The sequence below is a fragment of the Micromonospora sp. NBRC 107095 genome, assembly GCF_030269705.1.
GTDB classification, from domain to species: Bacteria; Actinomycetota; Actinomycetes; order Mycobacteriales; family Micromonosporaceae; genus Micromonospora; species Micromonospora parva.
Genome location: NZ_BSTU01000008.1, coordinates 85,877 through 107,472, shown reverse-complemented (window position 1 = coordinate 107,472; position 21,596 = coordinate 85,877). Strand labels below are relative to the sequence as shown.

Here is a 21,596-nt window from a genome sequence, read left to right as displayed (position 1 = left end):
CCCGTGACTTTGGTCCCGGCCGGTCGCGGTCTCGTGCCCCTGCCCCGCCCCGGCACCGCAGCCCACGCTGGTTATGGAAGCGGAGAAACGAGCCAGGAGGTCCCCGATGCGCGCAACCGTCGTCACCGCGTTCGACCGTCCACTGGAGATGTTCGACCTGCCCGTACCGGAGCCCGGACCCGGCGAGCTGCTGGTCCGGATCGAGGCGAGCGGGCTGTGCCACACCGACATCCACGCCGCTCGCGGGGACTGGCCGGTCCGACCGAACCCGCCGTTCGTGCCCGGCCACGAGGGCGTCGGCATCGTGGAACGGGTCGGTCCCGGCGTCACCGAACACGCCGTCGGCGACCGGGTGGCCCTGCCCTGGCTCGGCTGGGCCTGTGGCACCTGCTCCTACTGCGTGACCGGCTGGGAGACCCTCTGCGAGTCGCAGCGCAACACCGGCTACAGCATCGACGGCGCGCACGCGGAGTACGCGGTCGCCGCCGCCCGCTACGCGGTGCGGGTGCCCGAGGGGGTGGATCCGTTCGAGGCGGCACCGTTGACCTGCGCCGGGGTCACCACCTACAAGGCCGTGAAGGTGGCCGGGGTGCGCCCCGGCGACCGGGTGGCGATCTTCGGTATCGGCGGTCTCGGCCATCTCGCGCAGCAGTACGCGCAGCTCTTCGGCGGCGAGACGATCACCGTCGACGTCACGGCCGAGAAGCTCGCCCTGGCCACCGCGCTCGGCGCCACACACACCGTGAACGCCGGCCAGGTCGACCCGGTCGACGCGATCACCCGCCTCGGTGGGGCCGACGTGGCGATCGTCCTCGCCGCGAACCCGACCGTGATCGAGCAGGCGCACCGGTGCCTGCGTCGCGGCGGGCGGCTCGTGCTGGTGTCCCTGCCCAAGGAGAACACCATCAACCTGCCGGTCTTCGAGACGGTGCTCAAGGGGATCACGGTGGTCGGCTCGATCGTCGGCACCCGCGCCGACCTGGCCGAGGTCTTCCGGCTGCACGCCGCCGGTCGCACCCGAGTCGCCTACGAGACCCGCAAGCTCGACGAGATCAACACGGCGATCGAGGACGTCCTCGCCGGCCGGGTCACCGCCCGTCTGGTCCTGCAGCCATGACCACCGTCCGACCGTCACCCCCGAGCGCCCGCGCGAAAGCAGCCGTCGTCGACACCGCACCCCGCGCGCCCTGGCGTGGTTTCACCCACGGCAGGTGGCAGGACACCGTCGACGTCGCCGACTTCATCCGCGCCAACCACGAGCCGTACACCGGCGACGGCAGCTTCCTCACCGGGCCGACCTGCCGCACCCTGGAGGTCTGGGGCGCGCTGGCCGCGCTCTTCGTCGAGGAACGCCGACGGGGGGTCTTCGACATCGACACCACCACCCCGTCGACGATCACCGCGCACACCCCGGGCTGGATCGACCGGGACCGGGAACTCATCGTCGGCCTGCAGACCGACGCGCCACTACGCCGGGCCATCATGCCGAACGGCGGACTGCGGATGGTGGAGACCGCACTGCGGGCGTACGGGTACCAGCCCGACCCGTCCGTGCACCGGATCTTCACCAGCTACCGCAAGACGCACAACGACGCGGTCTTCGACGCGTACCCGGCCGACGTGCTGGCCGCGCGGCGCTCCCACGTCATCACCGGGCTGCCCGACGCGTACGGGCGCGGAAGGATCATCGGCGACTACCGCCGGGTGGCGTTGTACGGCGTGGACCAGCTGATCGCCGAACGCCGGACGATCCGGGCGTCCCTCGACGACCGGCCGTCGACCGACGACGTGATCCGCGACCGGGAGGAGGTGGCCGAGCAGATCCGCGCCCTGGACGAGCTGAGGCGGATGGCCGCGAGTTACGGCTACGACATCTCCGGGCCGGCCACGACCGGCCGGGAGGCCATCCAGTGGTTGTACTTCGCGTATCTCGCCGCCACCAAGGAACAGAACGGCGCGGCGATGTCGCTCGGGCGCACCGCCACCTTCCTCGACGTCTACCTGCGGCGGGACCTCGCCGAGGGGCGGCTGACCGAGATGGCCGCCCAGGAGCTGATCGACGACTTCGTGATCAAGCTGCGGATCATCCGCTTCCTACGGACCCCCGAGTACGACGAACTCTTCTCCGGCGACCCCACCTGGGTCACCGAGGCACTCGGCGGAATGGGCGCGGACGGACGGCCGCTGGTCACCCGCACCAGCTTCCGCTACCTGCAGACCCTCTACAACCTGGGCCCGGCCCCGGAGCCCAACCTGACCGTCCTCTGGTCACCTCGGCTGCCCGCCGGGTTCAAGCGCTTCTGCGCGCAGGTGTCGTTGGACACCAGTGCCATCCAGTACGAGAACGACGAGCTGATCCGCCCGGCGTACGACGACGACACCGCCATCGCCTGCTGCGTGTCGGCCCTGCGCGTCGGCCGGGACATGCAGTTCTTCGGGGCGCGGGCGAACCTGGCCAAGGCGCTGCTCTACGCGATCAACGGCGGTCGGGACGAGCTGACCGGCGAACAGGTCGCCCCGCCCACAGCAGCGCTGGACGGCGAGTTCCTCGACTACGACACCGTGCTGGCCGCGTACGACCGGACGCTGGACTGGCTCGCCGAGACGTACGTCGACGCCCTGAACGTGATCCACCACCAGCACGACCGGTACGCGTACGAGCGGTTGGAGATGGCGTTGCACGACCATCCGGCGCACCGGTTCATGGCCACCGGCATCGCCGGGCTGTCGGTGGCGGTGGACAGCCTCGCCGCGATCCGCTACGGCCGGGTGAGGGTGCTGCGCGACGCCACCGGCCTCGCGGTCGACTACGTCGTCGAGGGCGAACCCCCGACGTACGGCAACAACGACGACCGGGCCGACTCCATCGCGGTGTGGCTGACCGAGGCGTTCGCGGCGAAGCTGCGCCAGCAGCGCACCTACCGCGACGCCGAGCTGACCATGTCGGTGCTCACCATCACCTCGAACGTGGTGTACGGCAAGCACACCGGCAACACCCCGGACGGCCGGCGGGCCGGCGAACCGTTCGCGCCGGGCGCGAACCCGATGAACGGACGCGACACCCACGGCCTGGTCGCGGCGGCGCTGTCGGTGGCGAAGCTGCCGTACGACGCCGCCCGCGACGGGATCTCGCTGACCGGAACGGTCACCCCGGACGGGTTGGGGCGTACCCGCCAGGAGCGCATCGACAACCTGGCCGGGGTGCTCGACGGGTACACCGACGCCGGTGGGTTCCACCTCAACGTCAACGTCCTGGACCGGGCCACCCTCGTCGACGCGATGGCGCACCCGGAGCGCTACCCGCAGTTGACCGTGCGAGTCTCCGGGTACGCGGTGAACTTCGTCCGGCTCACGCCCGAGCAGCAGCGCGACGTGGTGTCGCGTACCTTCCACGGGTCGCTGTGACCGCCCGGCCGGTGCCGCCGCCCGGGTGCCGGCCCGGGCGGACCGACGTGCCGACCGTCGGGAGCGTGCACTCCTGGGACATCTCGGTGGGGGTGGACGGGCCCGGCGTCCGCTTCGTGGCGTTCCTCGCCGGCTGCCCACTGCGCTGCCGCTACTGCCACAGCCCGGACACGTGGTACCGGCGCAGCGGCCGGACCCGCACGGTCGACGAGGTGCTGGCCGAGATCGAGCGGTACCGACGGTTCATCACCGTCGCCGGTGGCGGGGTGACCCTCAGCGGCGGCGAGCCGCTGTCACAACCCCGGTTCACCGGCGACGTGCTGCGCCGCTGCCACGACCTCGGTCTGCACACCGCGCTGGACACGTCGGGGTTCCTCGGGATACGCGCCGACGACGCCCTCCTGGACGCCACCGATCTCGTGCTGCTGGACGTCAAGTCGTGGGACCCCGCGACGTACCGAGTGGTCACCCGGACCGGGTCGGTCGCGCCGACGGTGCGCTTCGGGCGTCGGCTGGCCGAGCGGGGCACACCCATCTGGATCCGGTTCGTGCTGGTGCCCGGCCTGACCGACGCGGTGGAGAACGTCGCGGGAGTCGCGGCCTTCGCCGCCGGGCTGGCCACCGTGCAGCGCATCGAGGTGTTGCCGTTCCACCGGCTCGGCGCGCACAAGTACGCCGAGCTGGGTCTCACCTTCCCCCTGGCCGCCACCGAGCCGCCCGACCCCGAGCTGCTGGCCCGGGTGCGCGGGCAGTTCGCCGAACGAGGGCTGGCCGTCTACTGAGGCGGCCTGCCAGACCCCACCCGACCCCTCCCGGGTACGCGGTGCGAGGGCCGTTGGTCCCGGGCCGCACGGGCGCAACGCCTCTGCCCGGCGCGATCGCACGGTCCGATGGTGGGACGGGACGGCGTGCCGACGACACGCCGCGAGACGGGGAGGTCACTGGTGACGACGATCGGCGGACGGGACGGGATCCTGGTGGACCACGTCGACCGGGACGTGTCGGTGGGGCTCGACGCGGTCGAGGCAGCCGCCCGTCTGCGCGCCACCGGCCCCAACACCGTCGCTCCGCCACCGCGCCAGCCGGTGACCGCACGGGTCCTGCACCAGCTCACCGACCCGTTGGTGGCGTTGCTGCTCGCGGCGGCGGCCATCACCGCGGCGCTCGGCGACTACCCGGACACGGCGGTGATCTTCCTGGTCGTCCTGGTGAACACCGTGATCGGCGTGGTGCAGGAGGTACGCGCCGACCGCGCCATCGCCGCGCTGGACCAACTCGCCGCGCCCACCGCACGGGTGGTCCGCGACGGCCGGGAACTGGTCGTGCCCGCCGCCGACATCGTGCGGGGTGACCTGGTCCGGGTCGAGGCGGGCGACGTCGTCCCGGCCGACCTGTCACTGATCGAGGCGAGCCGGTTGCACCTGGACGAGTCCGCACTGACCGGCGAGTCGGTGACGGTCGGACGTGTCGCCGGTGAGGAGGCGCTGGCCGGGACGGTCGTCACCATCGGCCGGGCGTCCGGCACCGTGCTGCGCACGGGAGCCGCGAGCGCCCTCGGTCGGATCAGCGCCCTGGTCGCGGGCACCCGGCCGACCGGCACTCCGCTGCAACGCCGACTCTCCGCCCTGGGTCGGGTGCTCGGCCTGGTCGCGGTGGCGGTGTCCGGGTTGGTATTCGCCATCGGGGTGGTCGGCGGCCGGCCCGTTGTCGACATGGCGATCACAGCGGTGAGCCTGGTGGTCGCCGCGGTGCCCGAGTCACTCCCGGCGGTGGTGACACTGGCCCTGGCACTGGGCGCGCGTCGGATGGCTGCCGCGCACGCCATCCCCCGTCAACTGCACGCGGTCGAGACTCTCGGCTCGGTCACGGTGATCGCTTCCGACAAGACCGGCACCCTCACCGAGGGGCGGATGGCGGTGCAGCAGGCGGTCACCGGCGACGGCACCCGGTACGGGGTCACCGGCAGCGGGTACGCCCCGACCGGCACCGTGCACCGGGACGGGCAGGCGGTGGCCGTACCGGACGGGCTGCGCCAACTGGCGCGGGCCGGGCTGCTCTGCAACGACGCCGCGCTGTCGCCGCCGGACGACGAGCGACCCGAGTGGGGCGCGGTGGGTGACCCGCTCGAAGCGGCGCTCGTCGCCTTCGCCGCCCGCTGTGGCCTCGACCCGCAGGCCACCCGCGCGGCCTGGCCCCGGGTCACCGAGCATCCCTTCGACCAGGCGCAGCGCCGGATGGTCACCGTGCACCGCTCCTGTGACCAGCGCTACCTGGTGGTCTGCAAGGGCGCCCCGGAAAGTGTCCTCGGCGCACCGCTGCTCGACGCCACCGACGAGGAGATCGCCGAACTGACGAGCACCGCCCACCGGCTGGCCACCGAAGGGTTGCGGGTGCTCGCCGTCGCCGCCGCCCTGGTGGAGACCGTGCCCGACCCCGCCTCCCCCACCGGGTTGCGGCCGGTGGGACTGGTCGCCGTGGGCGACCCGCTGCGCGAGGGCGCGCCGCGGGTCGCGGACAGCTTCGACACCGCCGGGGTACGGCTGCTGCTGATCACCGGAGACCACCCGGCCACCGCTACCGCGATCGGTGGTCGTCTCGGCCTCTGGCGCGCCGGCGACCCCCTCGCCAACGGCGACGACGACCAGGCGGCGCACCCGGACACCCGGATCTTCGCCCGGACCCAGCCGCAGCAGAAGCTCGACATCATCGCCGGTCTGCAGGCCCGCGGCGAGGTGGTGGCGATGACCGGCGACGGGGTCAACGACGCGCCAGCGCTGCGCCGCGCCGACATCGGGGTGGCCATGGGAGGCGGCACCGAGGTCGCTCGGCAGGCGGCCGACCTGGTGCTCGTCGACGACGAACTGAGCACAGTGGCCAACGCGATCGGCGAGGGTCGGCGCATCTACGACAACATCCGCAGGTTCCTGCGGTACGCCCTCTCCGGTGGGGTGGCGGAGATCCTGGTGATGCTGATCGGTCCGCTGTTCGGTCTGCCCGTACCGCTGCTGCCCGCCCAGATCCTCTGGATCAACCTGCTGACCCACGGGGTCCCCGGGGTGGCACTCGGCGCGGAGCCGGCCGAGCCCGGGACACTGCGCCGAGCACCTCGCTCACCGCAGGAATCGGTGCTCGGCGCCGGGCTCGGTCGCGACGTCCTGCTCACCGGTGCGCTGATCGCCGCCGTCGTGCTCGGCGCCGGGGTGTTCGCCGCCCACCGGGAGCTGCCCTGGCAGTCGGTGGTCTTCGTGGTGCTCGGGCTCGCCCAACTCGGTGTGGCGCTGGCCGTCCGGGCACCCCGGCCGGCGGGCACGCGAAGCGGGAACCCCGGCCTGCTCGTCGCGGTCGCGGTGTCGGCGCTGCTGCAGGTCGGTGGGGTGCTGCTCGCTCCGCTGCGGGACCTGCTCGGCACCGAACCGCTGGCACCGAGCGTGCTGCTGGCCTGCGCGGCGGTCAGCGTACTGCCGGGGCTGGTGCTGCGGTTGACCCGATCGTCGGCCACCGACACCGACCGGGGCGAGGACGGGACCAACGGCCGCCGCCCCCTTACCGTCCGCCCCTGACCGTCGGGCCGGCGCGCGACGAGGATGAAGACGGACGCAACGAAGGAGGACGTGATGACCAGCAGATCCGGTGCCCCCGTGGTGGTGGCCGTGGACGGTTCGACATCCGCGCTGGAGGCGGTGCGGGTCGCCGCCCGGGAAGCCGGGACGCGAGGCCGCCCGCTGCGGGTGGTGCACGCGTTCATCTGGCCGCTCTACGACGTGTCGCTCGCGCCGGCACCGGGCGCTCCCCTGCACGCCGGGCTTCGCCGACAGGCCGAGCAGGTGGTCGCCGAGGCGGTGACCGAGGCCGGCAAGGTGATGCCGGACGTCGCCGTCACCGGCGCGGTGGTCGACGGCGCGGCCACGCCGGTGCTCCTGGCCGAGGCCCGGGACGCGGCACTGCTGGTGCTCGGAAGCCGGGGCCTGGGCGGTTTCGGCGGACTGCTGATGGGCTCGGTCGCGGTGCAGGTCTCCGCCCACGCCGACTGCCCGGTGCTCGTCGTCAAGGGTGAGGCCCGCGCCGACGGGCCGGTCCTGGTCGGGGTGGACGGCTCGCCCCGGTCCGACGAGGCACTGGGTTTCGCCTTCGACGAGGCCTCGTTGCGGGGCACCGAACTGGTCGCCGTGCACGCCTGGATCATGCCGGTCCCGCCGAGCGACCTCCTGCCGGTGGCGTACGACGTGGAAGCGCTCGCCGCCGAGGAGGAGCGGGTGCTCGCCGAAGCCCTCGCCGGCTGGTGCGAGCGATACCCGGACGTGCCGGTGCGGCGCCGCGTCACGTACGGCGGACCGGCGAAGATCCTCGTCGAGGAGTCGGCCGCCGCGCAGCTCACCGTGGTCGGGGCGCGCGGTCGGGGCGCGCTGGCCGGCATGCTGCTCGGCTCGGTGAGCCACGCGGTGCTGCATCACGCGCACAGCCCGGTGGTGGTCGTCCGGCGTCGCCGCGAGGCCCGGCAGGGCTGACACCGGATGGCCCGGCGGCGCGCACCGGTGCCCCGACGCCGGCTCAGGCGACTCCGACGCCGGCTCAGGCTCAGGCGGAGGCGGTCGCTCGGCCCGGGCCGGCGCGTTCGACGGCGCGGCGGCCGGGTAACGCCGACAATGACCTGACCGACCCAGGGAGTGCCGATGAACCGACCTGTCGTGGTGGGTGTGGACGGATCGCCGTCCAGCCTCGCCGCCGCCGAGCACGCGGCCCGGGCCGCGCAGCTCCGGTCCCGGCCGCTGCTGCTGGTGCACGGCTACCTGCATCCGTTCGGCTACGGCGTGCCGCTCAACCCGTACGAGATCGGCGTGCCGGCGCCCTCCGAGGAGGCGCAGAAGATGATGGAGCGCACCGCGGCCGAGCTGGGCGAGCGGTGGCCCGGCCTCGCCGTCGAGGCGCGTCAGGTCGCCGGGGGCCCGGGCGCCACCCTGATCGAGGAGTCCCGCCGGGCGGAGCTGGTCGTGGTGGGCAGCCGTGGCCGCGGCGGGTTCGCCGGGCTGCTCCTCGGCTCGGTCGGCGCGCAGGTGGCCGCGCACGCGCACTGCCCGGTGCTGGTGGTCCGCCCGGACGAGCAGCCGATCCCAGTGGACGGTCCGGTGCTGGTCGGCGTCGACGGGTCCGAGTCGTCAGACCTCGCCGTGAGCGTCGGCGCCGACGAGGCGGCGCTGCGGGACGTGCCGCTGGTGCTGGTGCACGTCGTTGCCACGGACGGCGGCCGGACGGTGCCGGAGGAGATCGAGGAGTCGCAGGCCGCGCACCAGGCCGAGGCGGTGTGGCTGCTGGCCGACGCCTCCGCCGTGGTGCGCGCCCGGCATCCCGATCTGGTGGTGCGGGAGCATCCGGTCCGGGCGGCCGGCGCGGCCCAGGGGCTCATCGAAGCCAGCGGCGCGGCGGCGCTGCTGGTCGTGGGCACCCGGGGCCGGGCCGGGTTCGCCGGTCTGCTGCTCGGGTCGGTGAGTCAGGCGGCGATCCAGCACGCGCACTGCCCGGTGCTGGTCGCCCACCCGGTCAGCTGACCGTCGGGCTGTCGCCCCGGCCGAGCATCTGCAGGAAGTCGGTGGTGAGGGCGAACGGGTCGGCCGGCCCGGTGGCCGGTGGCCGGCGCTCGATCTGGTCGGCCAACTCCCCGGCGGCGCGTCGGATTCGCGCGCGCAGCGCGCCGTCGGCGGTGCCGTCGGACCAGTCCTCCGGGGCGGCGAAGACCGCGGTCGGGACCACCACCGACCGGAGGTAGGCGAACATCGGGCGGACGGCGTGCTCCAGAGCGAGGGAGTGTCGGGCGGTGCCGCCGGTGGCGCCGATCAGCACCGGCCGGTCGATCAGCGACTCGGCATCCAGCACGTCGAAGAAGGACTTGAACAGCCCGTTGTACGAGGCGCTGAAGATCGGGGTGACGGCGATGATCCCGTCCGCCCCGGTCACCGTGTCGATGACCTCGCGCAGCGCCGCGGGCGCGAACCCGGTGAGCATGTTGTTCACCACGTCGTGGGCGTACTCGCGCAGGTCGACGACGTGCAGCTGCACCTCGGAGCCGCGCCGGACCAACTCGTCGCGGGTGGCCGCGGCGAGCTGGTCGGCGAGCAGCCGGGTCGACGAGGGCTGGCTCAGCCCCGCCGAGATGACGGCCAGGCTGCGGCGGGTCATCGGGCCGCCCCCTCCGGCGCCTTGCCGGTCACGTCGTCGACGGCGTGCACGGTGCTGTCCTTGGCGCCGCCGGCGGCGGCGACCAGCGAGGCGTGCGTCGGCGCGGCCGGCACGTGCGCCGGACGCAGCGAGTCGAACTCCTTGCGCAGCACCGGCACGACCTCCTCGCCGAGCAGGTCGAGCTGCTCCAGCACGGTCTTCAGCGGCAGACCCGCGTGGTCCATCAGGAACAGCTGCCGCTGGTAGTCACCGACGTACTCGCGGAAGCCGAGCGTGCGGTCGATGACCTGCTGCGGGCTGCCCACGGTCAGCGGGGTCTCCCGGGTGAACTCCTCCAACGACGGCCCGTGCCCGTAGACCGGGGCGTTGTCGAAGTAGGGCCGGAACTCCCGGACCGCGTCCTGCGAGTTGCGGCGCATGAACACCTGCCCGCCGAGGCCGACGATCGCCTGGTCGGCGGAGCCGTGGCCGTAGTGCGCGAACCGCTGGCGGTACAGCCCGATCATCCGCTGGGTGTGCTCCTTGGGCCAGAAGATGTGGTTGGCGAAGAAACCGTCACCGTAGTAGGCGGCCTGCTCGGCGATCTCCGGGCTGCGGATCGAGCCGTGCCAGACGAACGGGGGCACGCCGTCGAGCGGGCGCGGCGTCGAGGTGAACGACTGCAACGGGGTGCGGTACTTGCCCTTCCAGTCGACCACGTCCTCGCGCCACAGCCGGTGCAGCAGGTCGTAGTTCTCGATGGCCAGGGGGATGCCGGCGCGGATGTCCTTGCCGAACCACGGGTAGACCGGGCCGGTGTTGCCGCGGCCCATCATGAGGTCCACCCGGCCACCGGACAAGTGCTGGAGCATCGCGTAGTCCTCGGCGATCTTCACCGGGTCGTTGGTGGTGATCAGCGTGGTGGCGGTGGACAGCAGCAGCCGTTCGGTACGCGCCGCGATGTAGCCGAGCATGGTGGTCGGTGACGACGGCACGAACGGCGGGTTGTGGTGCTCGCCGGTGGCGAAGACGTCCAGGCCGACTTCCTCGGCCTTCAACGCGATCGCGACCATCGCCTTGATCCGCTCATGCTCGGTCGGCTCCCGACCGGTGGTCGGATCGACAGTGACGTCACCGACGGTGAAGATTCCGAACTGCATGACCAGCTCCTCGCGTGTCAACCGGGTGCCGTCGTGGTACCCGGACGCAGGCCACAACTTATTTGACAACGCAACTATTCCGTGGGCGGGACGCCCCGCAGTGGCGCCGGTCACTCGCCGCAACCCGACATCCAGGTCGACACCGCCCGTCGGTGCCGGCGCGGTCAGCCGCCCGCGACCGAGGGCAACACCTGCACCTCCGCGCCGTCGCTGACCGGGGTGGCCAGACCGCCGGAGTGCCGGCAGTCCTCCCCGTCGACGAAGACGTTGACGTAGCGGCGCAGCTCGCCACGCTCGTCGCGGATGCGCCGAGCCAGCCGGGGGTGTGCGACGGCCATTTCGTCGAGGACCGCCCGCAGCGTCCCGGCGGCGGTGACGCTCAGCCGACTCGCACCTCCGGCCTCGCCGCGCAGCGGGCCGGGCAGCAGCACGGTGACCACGCTCAGACCTCCGCGGCGCGAACGCAGAGCACGTCGGGCAGATGCGCCGCGACCGTCGACCAGGAGTCACCCTCGTCGCGGCTGGCGAAGACCGAGCCGGAGCGGGTGCCGAAGTAGACCCCGCCAGGGCTGGCGTCATCGGCGCACATCGCGTCGCGCAGCACCGCCGGATAGAACGGCCCCTCGGGCAGCCCGACCGACAGCGGCTCCCACTTGCCGCCGGCGTCGGCGGAGCGGAACACCCGGCAGCGGTGATCGGTCGGGAACCGCTCCCCGTCGGCCACCAGCGGGAAGGTCCACACCGTGCCGGCGCGCCCCGGGTGGGCCACCATCGGGAAGCCGAAGTCGCTGGGCAGCCCGTCGGCGATCGAGGACCAGGTGCGGCCGTCGTCGTCGGAACGGTAGACGCCGTGGTGGTTCTGCGCGTACAGCCGCTCGGGGTTGCCGGCGTCCCGGGCGACCTTGTGCACGCACTGGCCGAACTCCGGCCACTCGTCGGGCATGAAGTAGGCGCGGATGCCGGTGTTGCCCGGCGTCCAACTCGCCCCGCCGTCCTCCGAGCGGTAGACCCCACCGGTGGACATGGCGACCAGCAGCCGAGCCCTGTCACGCGGGTGAGGCAGCACCGTGTGCACGGCCTGACCGCCGAAGCCGGCCTCCCACTGCGGACGGTGCGGGTGGTCCCAGAGGGAACGGACCAGCTCGAAGCTGCGGCCACCGTCGGTGGACTTGAACAACGCCGAGGGCTCCGTGCCGGCCCAGACCACGTCCGGCTCGTCGGGGCCCGCCGGCATCAACTGCCAGACCCGCCCGAGGGAGACGCCGGTGTCGGCCGGGAACGCGACCGGCGCCTGGTCGGGCTCGTCCCAGGAGGCACCGAGGTCGTCGCTGCTGGCGACACTCGGGCCGAAGTGTGAGCTGGTCATGCCGGCGAGCAGTCGCGGGGTGGAGCGGCGGGTGTCGATAGCCACCGCGTAGACACCGGTCATCGGAAAGTGTGGACCGGTGATCTCCCAACTGCGCCGGTCGTCGGCGCTGGTGGCGAGAAACAACCCCTTTGCCGTGCCGATCGCGAGCAGCGTTGTCATGGCGTCCTCCGTACCGTCGGTGAGCAGGTCCGGTGATTATGGCCACACCCACTGACAGACTTCGCCGCTCACACGCCGCCAGGCGCGCTCAGCGCCGGACGCGGGGCACGTGGCGGCGGTACGCGCTGACCGTGGGATCGCCGTCCAGCCAGAACCGCCAGGGCAGGTCGTGCGCGCCGGTCACGCCCACCCGGGGACCCGCCGCCACCGCCTCCTGCGGCACCGGCCCGGCCGGCGGCCGCAGCCGGACCGGGCCGTCGCCGAGCAGGTACGCCCCGTACGCCTCGCGGTCGATGCCGAGCGCGGAGCAGAGCCGGGCGGGCCCCCGGGCCAGGTCCACGTCCCGCCGGATGGCCGGCCGGCGCTCCCGTGCGGTGGCCAGCCCGTCGACCACCTCACCGGCGCGCAGCAGCACGGCGGTGGCCGTCCCCTCCACCCCGGTGACCACGTTGACGCACCAGTGCATCCCGTAGGTGAAGTAGACGTAGGCGTACCCGGCGGGGCCGAACATCACGGCGTTGCGTGGGGTGCGGCCCCGGTGGGCGTGCGAGGCGGGATCGCCGCCGGTTCCCGCGTACGCCTCGACCTCCGTGATCCGGACGGTGACCCCGCCGGCGTGCAGCCGACAGCCCAGCAGCCCGCGCGCCGCCGGCAGCAGGGGACCGGCGAGCAGGTCAGCCAGGGCCGCCAGGTCGGGCTCGCTGGTGCGGTCACCGGACGACAGGGGCATGTCCCCGACGGTACCCATCCCGCCGACCCGGCAGCCGAGCGGGCGATCCGCGCCCCGGGGGCCGGCCGATGGGGGACGCCCGCAAGCGGACCCGCGCCAAGACTTGAACATTCTGTTGACAACCGAGCGTTGAGGGTGTGTGCTCGGGGTATGACGACGGACGATCCGTTCACCGCGCCCCACCCGGCCCGCGCCCGCGCCCACCGCACCCACGAGGCGTTGCAGCGGATCAGCGAGCGGCACGCCGGCACCGACACCCAGCGGGGCCGCTGGGCCCACCCGTACGTGCTGGACCCGTGGGAGGCGGTCGCCCTGGTCACCGCGCTGGCCGCCGGCGGGGCCGAACGCGAACCGACGGAGGAGCCGGTGGACGCCGCCGACCTGACCGCCGCGCTGACCCTGCTGCCCCACGTCCGCGCCGAGCTGGACGCCCTGGAAGCAGGCCTGTTGACGCTGGCCCGCGACCGAGGGATGACCTGGCAGGCGATCGCGTACGGGTTGGGGCTGGGCAGCGCGCAGGCGGCCCGACAGCGCTACGAGCGGGTCGCCGCCCGCTCGTCCGAGCAGACCACCTGACGACGGATCGGCGGGCCGCGACTACGACGGCGGTCGGGCGGGCACACTGTCCCACGACGAGGAGGCACCCATGGAGCGCGCGGACATGCTGGCGTACTGCCTGGCCAAGCCGGGAGCATGGTTGGACCAGCCGTGGGAGGGCGACGAGGTGGTGAAGGTGGGCAGCCGGATCTTCGCGTTCCTCGGCAGCGCCGGGGGCAAACCGACGGTCGGCATCAAGTGCGGGCCGACCCGGGAGGTGGCCGACGAGTGGCTGCACCGACACCCCGGCGATGCCAGCGTGATGGCCTACATCGGCCGGTCCGGGTGGAACACGCTGCGCCTGGACGGCGGGATCGGTGACGAGGAGCTGACCGAGGCGGTCGACTCGTCGTACGACATGGTGGTGGCAAAGCTCCCCAAGCGGGAGCGCCCGACGGCCTGAACCAGCCGTGGCGCCGGCGGCCGACGCCGACGCCACGGCACCGCTCAGCGCGGAACGACCCGCTCGGCGGCCCACTCCCGCCAACTGGCCAGCCGGTCCGCCGCGGCGGCGAGCTGGTCGGCGACCGGGCCGGGACCGGTGGACCCGGGGGTGGTCCGGGCCGCGAGAGCCGAACGGACCGAGAGCACGTCGCGCACCGACGGGTCGAGGTGCCCGCTGATCGTGGCCAGGTCCTCGTCGGAGACATCGTTCAGCTCGCACTCCCGAGCCGCGCAGAGCGCCACCAGCTGACCGGTGATCTCGTGCGCGTCCCGGAACGGCACGTTGCGTCGGACCAGCCAGTCGGCGACCTCGGTGGCGAGGGAGAAACCGACCGGGGCGGCGGCGACGAGGCGGTCCACCCGGACCGTCATCGTGGAGATCATTCCCGCGAGGGCCGGAAGCAGCAGCTCCAGGGTGTCGACCGCGTCGAAGGCCGGCTCCTTGTCCTCCTGCATGTCCCGGTCGTAGGTCATCGGCAGGCCCTTGAGCATGGTCAGCACTGTCATCAGACCGCCGACCAGCCGCCCGGACTTGCCCCGGGCCAGCTCGGCGATGTCCGCGTTCTTCTTCTGCGGCATGATCGACGAGCCGGTGGCGAACGAGTCGTCCAGCTCCACCCAGCCGAACTCGTGCGAGGTCCAGAGCACCACCTCTTCGCCGAGGCGGGACAGGTGCACCCCGATCATCGCGGTGGTGAAGAGGAACTCGGCCACGAAGTCCCGGTCGGCGACCGCGTCCATCGAGTTGGCGAACGACGTCCGGAAACCCAGCTCCTTGGCTACCGCCACCGGATCCAACGGCAGCCCGGAACCGGCCAGCGCACCCGCGCCGAGCGGGCTGATCGCCGCCCGGTGGTCCCAGTCGCGCAGCCGCTCCAGGTCGCGCAGCAGCGGCTGCACGTGCGCCAGCAGCCAGTGCCCGAAGGTGACCGGCTGGGCGTGCTGGAGGTGGGTCATGCCCGGCGCGGCGGTGTCGACGTGCCGCTCGGCCTGCTCGACGAGGGCCTCCGCCAGCTCGACCAGCCGGCTGGCCACGCCCCGGGCGTGGTCCCGCAGGTAGAGCCGCAGGTCGGTGGCGACCTGGTCGTTGCGGGACCGGCCGGCGCGCAGCTTGCCACCGAGGCTGCCGAGGCGCTCCAGCAGGCCACGCTCCAGCGCGGTGTGCACATCCTCGTCGTCGATGGTGGGCCGGAACGCCCCGGAGGCGCAGGCGGCCTCCAGGTCGTCCAGCGCGGCCAGCATCCGGCCCAGCTCCTCGGGGTCGAGCAGGCCGGCGCCGGCGAGGACCCGGGCGTGCGCCCGGGAGCCAGCGATGTCGTACGGGGCCAGGCGCCAGTCGAACTGCACGCTCACCGACAGTCGGGCGAGCGCCTCGGCGGGGCCGCCGGCGAACCGGCCACCCCAGAGGCTCGTCCGGTTGGTGGCGGCACTGTTCTCGGTCAGGCTCTTGTCGTCCACGTCGCCCATCATTGCTCTGGTTGCCTTTCGCCCGCGACTGCGGGGCTCACTCGCCGTGCCCGGTCACTCGTCACGCTCAGCCGCGTCATGAGGCGGCGGGCCCGTCGATGGTGTCGTCGCGGCGGGCCCAGCCGGCGAGCTTGTCCCCGAGCGCGGCCCCTCCGACGGCCTCACGGGCCACGACGAGGATGGTGTCGTCGCCGGCGATGGTGCCGACGATCTCCGGCAGACCCGCCCGGTCCAACGCGCTGGCCAGGTACTGGGCCGCGCCCGGCGGGGTCCGCAGCACGGCGATGTTGCCGCTGGAGTCGACCCCGTTGAGCAGTTCGCGCAGCAGCCGTACCAGCCGGGCCGGCGCGGCCTCGGCGTCGCGCAACGGTCGCTGGCCGTCCTCGGGGATCAGGTAGACGGCCGGACCGTCGCCGCCGCGCACCTTGACCGCGCCCAACTCCTCCAGGTCCCGCGACAGGGTGGCCTGGGTGACGCCCACGCCGTCGGCGGCGAGCAGGTCGGCCAGCTCGGTCTGCGACCGGATCGCCCGGTCGCGGATCAGCTCCACGATCCGGGCGTGCCGGGCCGCACGCGTCAACGGCGCGGTCATCGCGCACCCCCGGTGCCAGTGCCACCCGTCGCGGTGTCACCGGTCGCGGTGCCGCCCGTCGCGGTGCCGCCCGTCGCGGTGCCGCCCGTCGCGGTGCCGCCCGTCGCGGCGTCCAGCAGGAACGTCAGCAGCGCCTTCTGGGCGTGCAGCCGGTTCTCCGCCTGGTCGAAGACCGCGCTCTGCGGGCCGTCGAGCACCTCGTCGGTGATCTCCTCGCCGCGGTGCGCCGGCAGGCAGTGCAGCACGATCGCGTCCGGCGCGGCCTGGCCGAGCAACTCCTTGTTCACCTGGTACGGCAGGAACGGCGTGATCCGGTCCAACCCGTCGGACTCCTGCCCCATCGACGTCCAGGTGTCGGTGGCCAACACGTCGGCGTCGCGTACCGCCTGGACCGGGTCGGTCAGCACCCGCACCGACCCGCCGGTCTCGGCGGCGATCCGCGCCGCCTGGTCCACGACTGCCGGGTCGGGCGCGAAACCGGCCGGGCCGGCGACCCGCACGTGCATCCCGGCCGTCGCCCCGGCCAGCAGGTACGACTGCGCCATGTTGTTCGCGCCGTCCCCCACGTACGCCAGGGTGCGACCAGCCGTGCCACCGCACCGCTCCCGGACGGTGAGCAGGTCGGCCAGCAACTGGCACGGGTGGAAACCGTCGGTGAGCGCGTTGACCACCGGCACGCTGGCCCCCGCCGCCACCTCGGCGATCCGCTCGTCACCGTGGGTCCGCAGCACGATCGCCGCGACGTAGCGGGACAGCACGCGCCCCGCGTCCGCGAGGGACTCACCCCGCCCGAAGTGGGTGACCTGCGTGTCCACCACGAGGGGGTGCCCGCCCAGCTCGGCGATCCCGGCGTCGAACGAGATCCGGGTCCGCAGGCTCTGCTTGTCGAACAGCACCGCCACCGAGCGGGGGCCGACCAGTGGCCGGTGACCGAACCGGTCCGCTTTCATCCGGGCCGCCAGGTCGAGGACCGCTGACTGTTCGGCGGGCGAAAGGTCGTCGTCGCGCAGGAAGTGCCGGGTCATCGAGTCGTCCCCGTCGTGGTGGTCACTGTGGCTGGTGCGGTGTCCGCGCCGGCCGCTGCCGGGGCGGTCGCGTCCAGTGCGGCCGGCAGCGCCGCGAGGAAGGTGTCCGCCTGGGCGGCGGTGAGGATCAGCGGCGGCGCCAACCGGACCACACCCGGCTGCACCGGGTTGACCAGGAAGCCGGCCTCACGCAGGGCCTCGGCCAGCACCGGCGCCACCGGCGCGGTGAGCACCACGCCGAGCAGCAGACCGGCGCCGCGCACCCCGGCGATCAGTGGGTGGCCCAGCGCCTCGATGCCGCGACGCAACCGCTCACCGACCCGCTTGACGTTGTCGAGCAGGCCCTCGTTGGCGATGGTCGCCACCACGGCGAGCGCCGCCGCGCAGCTGACCGGGTTGCCGCCGAACGTGGTGCCGTGCGAGCCGGGAGTGAACAGGTCCGCGGCGGGGCCGAAGGCCAGCGTCGCCCCGATGGGCAGTCCGCCACCCAGCCCCTTGGCCAGGGTGACCACGTCCGGTTCCACGCCCTCGGCCTGGTGCGCGAACCAGTGCCCGGTGCGCCCGATGCCGGTCTGCACCTCGTCGAGGACCAGCAACGCGCCGTGCCGGGCGGTGATCCGCCGGGCCGCCGCGAGATAACCGGCCGGCGGGACGAGCACGCCGTTCTCACCCTGGACGGGTTCCAGGATCACCATGGCGGTGGCGTCGGAGACGGCCGCGTCGAGGGCGGCGACATCGCCGTAGTCGACGTGGGTCACCTCGCCGGGCAACGGTCGGAACGGATCGGCCTTCGCCGGTTGGCCGGTCAACGCGAGAGCACCCATGGTGCGGCCGTGGAAGCCACCCCTGGTGGCCACCACCTGGGTGCGGCCGGTGCGCCGGGACAGTTTGAACGCCGCCTCGTTCGCCTCCGCGCCCGAGTTGGCGAAGAAGACCCTCCCGGGTCGGCCGGCGAGCGCCAACAGCAACTCGGCGAGGGCGACCGGCGGCTCGGCCACATAGAGGTTGGAGACGTGCCCGAGGGTCGCGATCTGCTTCGACACCGCCGCCACCACCGCCGGATGGGCGTGACCGAGAGCGTTGACAGCGATGCCACCCACCAGGTCCAGGTACTCCCGGCCCGCGTCGTCGACCACCACCGCACCGGCGCCGGAGACCAACGCCAACGGCGGCGTGCCGTAGTTGTCCATCATGGACTGCTTCCACCGCTGCGCCAACGTGCTCATGTCGCGTCCGTCCCGTCTTCCGGCACCACCATCGTTCCGAACCCTTCCGAGGTGAACACCTCGAGCAACGTGGAGTGCGCCACCCGACCGTCGACGACGTGCGCGGCGGGCACTCCCCCACGCACCGCCCGCAGGCAGGCCTCCATCTTCGGCACCATCCCCGACTCCAGGGTGGGCAGCAGCTTGGCCAGGTCGTCCGCGGCGATCTCGGAGACCAGGCTGGTGGTGTCCGGCCAGTCGGCGTACAGACCGGCCACGTCGGTGAGCACGACGAGCTTGCGGGCCCGCAACGCGATCGCCAGAGCGGCGGCGGCAGTGTCCGCGTTGAGGTTGTGCAACACCCCGTCGACGTCCGGCGCGACCGTCGAGATCACCGGGATCCGGCCGGCGTCGATCAGATCCGTCACCGCCGACACGTCCACCGACTCGACGTCGCCGACCTGGCCGACGTCCACAGCCTGCCCGTCCACGTACGCCGGGCGGCGCACCGCGGTGAACAACCGGGCGTCCTCCCCCGACAGGCCGACGGCGAACGGACCATGCGAGTTGATCAAACCCACCAGCTCCCGGCCCACCTGACCGACCAGCACCATCCGGACCACGTCCATCGCCTCGGCGGTGGTCACCCGCAGACCACCCCGGAACTCACTGGCGATGCCGAGACGACCCAGCATGGCGGAGATCTGCGGACCACCGCCGTGCACCACCACGGGCTTCAGGCCCGCGTACCGCAGGAAAACCATGTCGGCCGCGAACGCCTGCTGCAAACCCGGATCGGTCATCGCGTTGCCGCCGTACTTGACCACGACCGTCGAGCCGGAGAAACGCGCCAACCACGGCAGCGCCTCGATCAGCGTCTCCGCCTTGACCTGGGCACGAGCCAGATCGCTACTGAGACTCACGGTGCCGGCCTTTCGTTCGCGACTGCGGGACTCCGCTGCGCTGCGTTCCTCGCGCTCACCAAGCTGGCCTTCCGTTCACGACTGCGGGACTCCGCTGCGCTGCGTTCCTCGCGCTCACCAAGCTGGCCTTCCGTTCACGACTGCGGGACTCCGCTGCGCTGCGTTCCTCGCGCTCACGTTGAGTACGCCGAGTTCTCGTGCACGTACGCGTGCGACAGATCGTTGGTCCAGATGGTGGCGGCCGACGTACCCGCGTGCAGGTCGATCCGGATCGTCACGTCCCGGCCGGTCAGGTCGACCTTCGAACGGTCCTCGGCGGCGGCACCGCCCCGGCACACCCACACCCCGTTGACCGCCACGTCCACCTCGTCCGGCTCGAACGCGGCAGCGGTGGTGCCGACGGCGGCCAGAATCCGACCCCAGTTGGGGTCGTTGCCGAACAGCGCCGTCTTGACCAGGTTGTTGCGCGCCACCGAACGGCCCACCTCGACCGCCTCGTCCTCGTCCGCCGCGCCGACCACGTCGATGGCGACCTGCTTCGTCGCGCCCTCGGCGTCGGCCACCAACTGCTGGGCCAGGTCGTGACAGGCCGCGGTGACCGCGGCGGCCAGTTCGGCCGGCGTCGGCTCGATGCCGCTCGCACCGCTGGCCAGCAACAGCACCGTGTCATTGGTGGACATGCAACCGTCGGAGTCGACCCGGTCGAAGGTGACCCGGGTGGCCGCCCGCAACGCCTCGTCCAGCATCGCCGGGCCGGCCACCGCGTCGGTGGTCAACACGCAGAGCATGGTGGCCATCCCCGGCGCGAGCATCCCCGCGCCCTTGGCCATGCCACCGACAGTCCATCCGCTCCCCCGGGCCACAGTGGTCTTCGACCGGGTGTCCGTGGTCATGATCGCCTCGGCGGCGGCCACGCCACCGTCGCGGGACAGCCCACGGATCGCCGAACTGACACCCGGCAGCAGCTTCGGCATCGGCAGTCGCTCACCGATCAGGCCCGTCGAGCAGACCGCGACCTCACCGGCACCGAGAATCAACCGTGGGCTCACCGAGGTCAACGCGGCGGCGGTGTGCTCGGCGGTGGCGTGCGTGTCCTGGAAGCCCGCAGGGCCCGTGCAGGCGTTGGCGCCACCGGAGTTGAGCACCACCGCGCGGACCACACCGCCCTGCACGACCTGCTGCGTCCAGAGCACCGGCGCGGCCTTGACCCGGTTCGTGGTGAAGACACCGGCCACGCCGGCGTCCGGGCCGTCGTTGACAACCAGGGCGACGTCCGCGCCGCCGCTGGCCTTGAGGCCGGCAGCCACACCCGCCGCCCGGAACCCCCGAGGGGTGGTGACACTCAAGGGGTGACTCCCCACATCGACAGGCCCGTCGTCTCCGGCAGGCCGAGCATGAGATTGGCGTTCTGTACGGCCTGACCGGCAGCGCCCTTGCCCAGGTTGTCCAATGCGCTGAGCACGATCAGACGACCCGAGTCGACATCGACGGTGGCCTGCAGGTGACACGAGTTGGAGCCCAGCGTGGCGGCGGTGTGCGGCCAGCGGCCCTCCGGGAGCACGTGCACGAACGGCGCGTCCGCGTACGCCCGAGCCAGCACCTCCTGCGGGTCGACGCCACGTGCCGGCGTCGCGGTGACAGTGGCGAGGATGCCGCGCGGCATCGGCGCCAGCACCGGGGTGAACGACAGACCCGTCGCGCCGGTGGCCTGCTTGATCTCCGGAACGTGCTGGTGGGTGCCCACCCGGTACGGCGACAGGTCGCCCATCACCTCGCTGGCCAGCAGGTGCGGCTTGGCCGCCCGACCGGCGCCGGAGGTGCCGGACGCGGCGACCACCACCACGTCGGCGGGGTTGGCCGCGCCGTCGGCGATCAGCGGCGCGAGCGCCAGGGTGATCGCTGCGGCGTAGCAGCCGGTGTTCGCCACCCGGGTGGAACCGGCGATCAGCTCCCGCTGGCCGGGCAGCTCGGGCAGCCCGTAGGTCCACTGCCCGGCGTGCGTGCCGCCGTAGTACTGCGCCCAGGCGTACGGGTCGGCCAGCCGGTGGTCAGCGCCCAGGTCGACGATCCGCACCTCGGAGGGCAGTTGCGCCGCGAGGGCCGCCGACTCACCGTGCGGCAGGGCCAGGAAGACCAGGTCCGCGTCGGCCAGAGTGCTCGGATCGGTCGCGCCGAGCACCAGGTCGAGCCCGGTGAGCTGCGGGTGCACCACGTCGACACGGTGCCCGGCCTGGCTGTGCGCGGTGGCGGCGACCAGGTCGAACTCCGGGTGCCCGGCGATCAGGCGCAGCAGCTCACCCCCGGCGTACCCGCTCGCTCCGGCGACCGCGACTCGAATCCCCATACCCACCTCCGCATGACTATGCAGCG

The 21,596-nt window shown here is 72.9% G+C and carries 19 protein-coding genes and 1 pseudogene; 8 read left to right on the top strand and 12 right to left on the bottom strand.

Features of this window, described 5'->3' with window-relative positions:
* The first annotated feature begins 106 nt into the window (after nt 1–106).
* The 6 genes from QSK15_RS31530 (at nt 107) to QSK15_RS31505 (ending at nt 8,948) form a co-directional block, all read left to right on the top strand.
* Nucleotides 107–1,117, top strand: a complete 1,011-nt coding sequence (locus tag QSK15_RS31530; RefSeq protein ID WP_285797684.1) for an alcohol dehydrogenase catalytic domain-containing protein — start codon at nt 107–109, stop codon at nt 1,115–1,117.
* The gene (gene pflB, locus QSK15_RS31525) at nt 1,114–3,405 is read left to right on the top strand and encodes a formate C-acetyltransferase (protein ID WP_285797683.1); all 2,292 of its coding nucleotides are present in this window, start codon (nt 1,114–1,116) and stop codon (nt 3,403–3,405) included. The genes QSK15_RS31530 and pflB overlap by 4 nt, the downstream gene beginning before the upstream one ends.
* Nucleotides 3,406–3,470: 65 nt before the next feature.
* On the top strand, nt 3,471–4,187 hold the full coding sequence (gene pflA, locus QSK15_RS31520; RefSeq protein ID WP_285797682.1) for a pyruvate formate-lyase-activating protein: 717 nt from the start codon (nt 3,471–3,473) through the stop codon (nt 4,185–4,187).
* 162 nt (nt 4,188–4,349) lie between these two features.
* The gene (locus tag QSK15_RS31515; RefSeq protein ID WP_285797681.1) at nt 4,350–6,965 is read left to right on the top strand and encodes a cation-translocating P-type ATPase; all 2,616 of its coding nucleotides are present in this window, start codon (nt 4,350–4,352) and stop codon (nt 6,963–6,965) included.
* 54 nt (nt 6,966–7,019) lie between these two features.
* Nucleotides 7,020–7,910, top strand: coding sequence for a universal stress protein (locus QSK15_RS31510; RefSeq protein ID WP_285797680.1), 891 nt, complete (start codon nt 7,020–7,022; stop codon nt 7,908–7,910).
* Between the two features lie 159 nt (nt 7,911–8,069).
* Nucleotides 8,070–8,948, top strand: coding sequence for a universal stress protein (locus QSK15_RS31505; RefSeq protein ID WP_285797679.1), 879 nt, complete (start codon nt 8,070–8,072; stop codon nt 8,946–8,948).
* On the opposite strand, the gene QSK15_RS31500 is transcribed toward QSK15_RS31505, so the two are convergent.
* The 5 genes from QSK15_RS31500 to QSK15_RS31480 form a co-directional block, all read right to left on the bottom strand.
* Nucleotides 8,941–9,576 carry an FMN reductase gene (locus tag QSK15_RS31500; protein WP_285797678.1) on the bottom strand — a complete coding sequence of 212 codons (636 nt, stop codon included), beginning with the start codon at nt 9,574–9,576 and terminating at the stop codon, nt 8,941–8,943. The two genes, QSK15_RS31505 and QSK15_RS31500, sit on opposite strands and share 8 nt — an antisense overlap.
* Nucleotides 9,573–10,715 carry an LLM class flavin-dependent oxidoreductase gene (locus tag QSK15_RS31495; RefSeq protein ID WP_285797677.1) on the bottom strand — a complete coding sequence of 381 codons (1,143 nt, stop codon included), beginning with the start codon at nt 10,713–10,715 and terminating at the stop codon, nt 9,573–9,575. The genes QSK15_RS31500 and QSK15_RS31495 overlap by 4 nt, the downstream gene beginning before the upstream one ends.
* A gap of 164 nt (nt 10,716–10,879) precedes the next feature.
* Complete coding sequence (locus QSK15_RS31490; RefSeq protein WP_030335746.1) at nt 10,880–11,155, bottom strand: ubiquitin-like small modifier protein 1; 276 nt, start codon at nt 11,153–11,155, stop codon at nt 10,880–10,882.
* A 2-nt stretch (nt 11,156–11,157) separates the two neighbouring features.
* Nucleotides 11,158–12,243 (bottom strand): WD40/YVTN/BNR-like repeat-containing protein, encoded by a 1,086-nt coding sequence (locus QSK15_RS31485; protein ID WP_285797676.1) that lies wholly within the window; start codon nt 12,241–12,243, stop codon nt 11,158–11,160.
* 88 nt (nt 12,244–12,331) lie between these two features.
* Entirely contained in the window at nt 12,332–12,973 is a 642-nt protein-coding gene (locus QSK15_RS31480) for a DNA-3-methyladenine glycosylase (protein ID WP_285797675.1), read from the bottom strand.
* Between the two features lie 150 nt (nt 12,974–13,123).
* On the opposite strand from QSK15_RS31480, the gene QSK15_RS31475 reads away from it, so the two are divergent.
* Nucleotides 13,124–13,549 carry a DNA-binding protein gene (locus tag QSK15_RS31475; protein ID WP_285797674.1) on the top strand — a complete coding sequence of 142 codons (426 nt, stop codon included), beginning with the start codon at nt 13,124–13,126 and terminating at the stop codon, nt 13,547–13,549.
* Between the two features lie 70 nt (nt 13,550–13,619).
* Nucleotides 13,620–13,973, top strand: coding sequence for an MmcQ/YjbR family DNA-binding protein (locus QSK15_RS31470; RefSeq protein WP_285797673.1), 354 nt, complete (start codon nt 13,620–13,622; stop codon nt 13,971–13,973).
* 44 nt (nt 13,974–14,017) lie between these two features.
* Here the strand turns inward: QSK15_RS31470 and argH are convergent, their stop codons facing one another.
* From argH to argC, 7 genes and pseudogenes are all read right to left on the bottom strand, one after another.
* Nucleotides 14,018–15,481 (bottom strand): argininosuccinate lyase, encoded by a 1,464-nt coding sequence (gene argH, locus QSK15_RS31465; RefSeq protein WP_285797672.1) that lies wholly within the window; start codon nt 15,479–15,481, stop codon nt 14,018–14,020.
* A 76-nt stretch (nt 15,482–15,557) separates the two neighbouring features.
* Complete coding sequence (locus QSK15_RS31460; RefSeq protein ID WP_285797671.1) at nt 15,558–16,073, bottom strand: arginine repressor; 516 nt, start codon at nt 16,071–16,073, stop codon at nt 15,558–15,560.
* Nucleotides 16,074–16,177: 104 nt separating this feature from the next.
* A pseudogene (argF, locus tag QSK15_RS31455) lies at nt 16,178–17,098 on the bottom strand (ornithine carbamoyltransferase); the annotation flags it as partial.
* Nucleotides 17,095–18,324, bottom strand: coding sequence for an acetylornithine transaminase (locus QSK15_RS31450; protein WP_285797670.1), 1,230 nt, complete (start codon nt 18,322–18,324; stop codon nt 17,095–17,097). The gene QSK15_RS31450 and the pseudogene argF, both read right to left, overlap by 4 nt.
* Complete coding sequence (gene argB, locus QSK15_RS31445; protein ID WP_285797669.1) at nt 18,321–19,226, bottom strand: acetylglutamate kinase; 906 nt, start codon at nt 19,224–19,226, stop codon at nt 18,321–18,323. The genes QSK15_RS31450 and argB overlap by 4 nt, the downstream gene beginning before the upstream one ends.
* A 173-nt stretch (nt 19,227–19,399) precedes the next feature.
* Nucleotides 19,400–20,572 (bottom strand): bifunctional glutamate N-acetyltransferase/amino-acid acetyltransferase ArgJ, encoded by a 1,173-nt coding sequence (gene argJ, locus QSK15_RS31440; protein WP_285797668.1) that lies wholly within the window; start codon nt 20,570–20,572, stop codon nt 19,400–19,402.
* Nucleotides 20,569–21,570, bottom strand: coding sequence for an N-acetyl-gamma-glutamyl-phosphate reductase (gene argC, locus QSK15_RS31435; RefSeq protein ID WP_285797667.1), 1,002 nt, complete (start codon nt 21,568–21,570; stop codon nt 20,569–20,571). The genes argJ and argC overlap by 4 nt, the downstream gene beginning before the upstream one ends.
* Nucleotides 21,571–21,596 lie beyond the last annotated feature (26 nt).

Coding starts and splice junctions, on each gene's coding strand:
- QSK15_RS31530 (WP_285797684.1), top strand. CDS start 107: ATGCGCGCAACCGTCGTCACCGCGTTCGACCGTCCACTGGAGATGTTC.
- pflB (WP_285797683.1), top strand. CDS start 1,114: ATGACCACCGTCCGACCGTCACCCCCGAGCGCCCGCGCGAAAGCAGCC.
- QSK15_RS31510 (WP_285797680.1), top strand. CDS start 7,020: ATGACCAGCAGATCCGGTGCCCCCGTGGTGGTGGCCGTGGACGGTTCG.
- QSK15_RS31500 (WP_285797678.1), bottom strand. CDS start 9,576: ATGACCCGCCGCAGCCTGGCCGTCATCTCGGCGGGGCTGAGCCAGCCC.
- QSK15_RS31495 (WP_285797677.1), bottom strand. CDS start 10,715: ATGCAGTTCGGAATCTTCACCGTCGGTGACGTCACTGTCGATCCGACC.
- QSK15_RS31485 (WP_285797676.1), bottom strand. CDS start 12,243: ATGACAACGCTGCTCGCGATCGGCACGGCAAAGGGGTTGTTTCTCGCC.
- QSK15_RS31480 (WP_285797675.1), bottom strand. CDS start 12,973: ATGCCCCTGTCGTCCGGTGACCGCACCAGCGAGCCCGACCTGGCGGCC.
- QSK15_RS31475 (WP_285797674.1), top strand. CDS start 13,124: ATGACGACGGACGATCCGTTCACCGCGCCCCACCCGGCCCGCGCCCGC.
- QSK15_RS31470 (WP_285797673.1), top strand. CDS start 13,620: ATGGAGCGCGCGGACATGCTGGCGTACTGCCTGGCCAAGCCGGGAGCA.
- argH (WP_285797672.1), bottom strand. CDS start 15,481: ATGGGCGACGTGGACGACAAGAGCCTGACCGAGAACAGTGCCGCCACC.
- QSK15_RS31460 (WP_285797671.1), bottom strand. CDS start 16,073: ATGACCGCGCCGTTGACGCGTGCGGCCCGGCACGCCCGGATCGTGGAG.
- QSK15_RS31450 (WP_285797670.1), bottom strand. CDS start 18,324: ATGAGCACGTTGGCGCAGCGGTGGAAGCAGTCCATGATGGACAACTAC.
- argC (WP_285797667.1), bottom strand. CDS start 21,570: ATGGGGATTCGAGTCGCGGTCGCCGGAGCGAGCGGGTACGCCGGGGGT.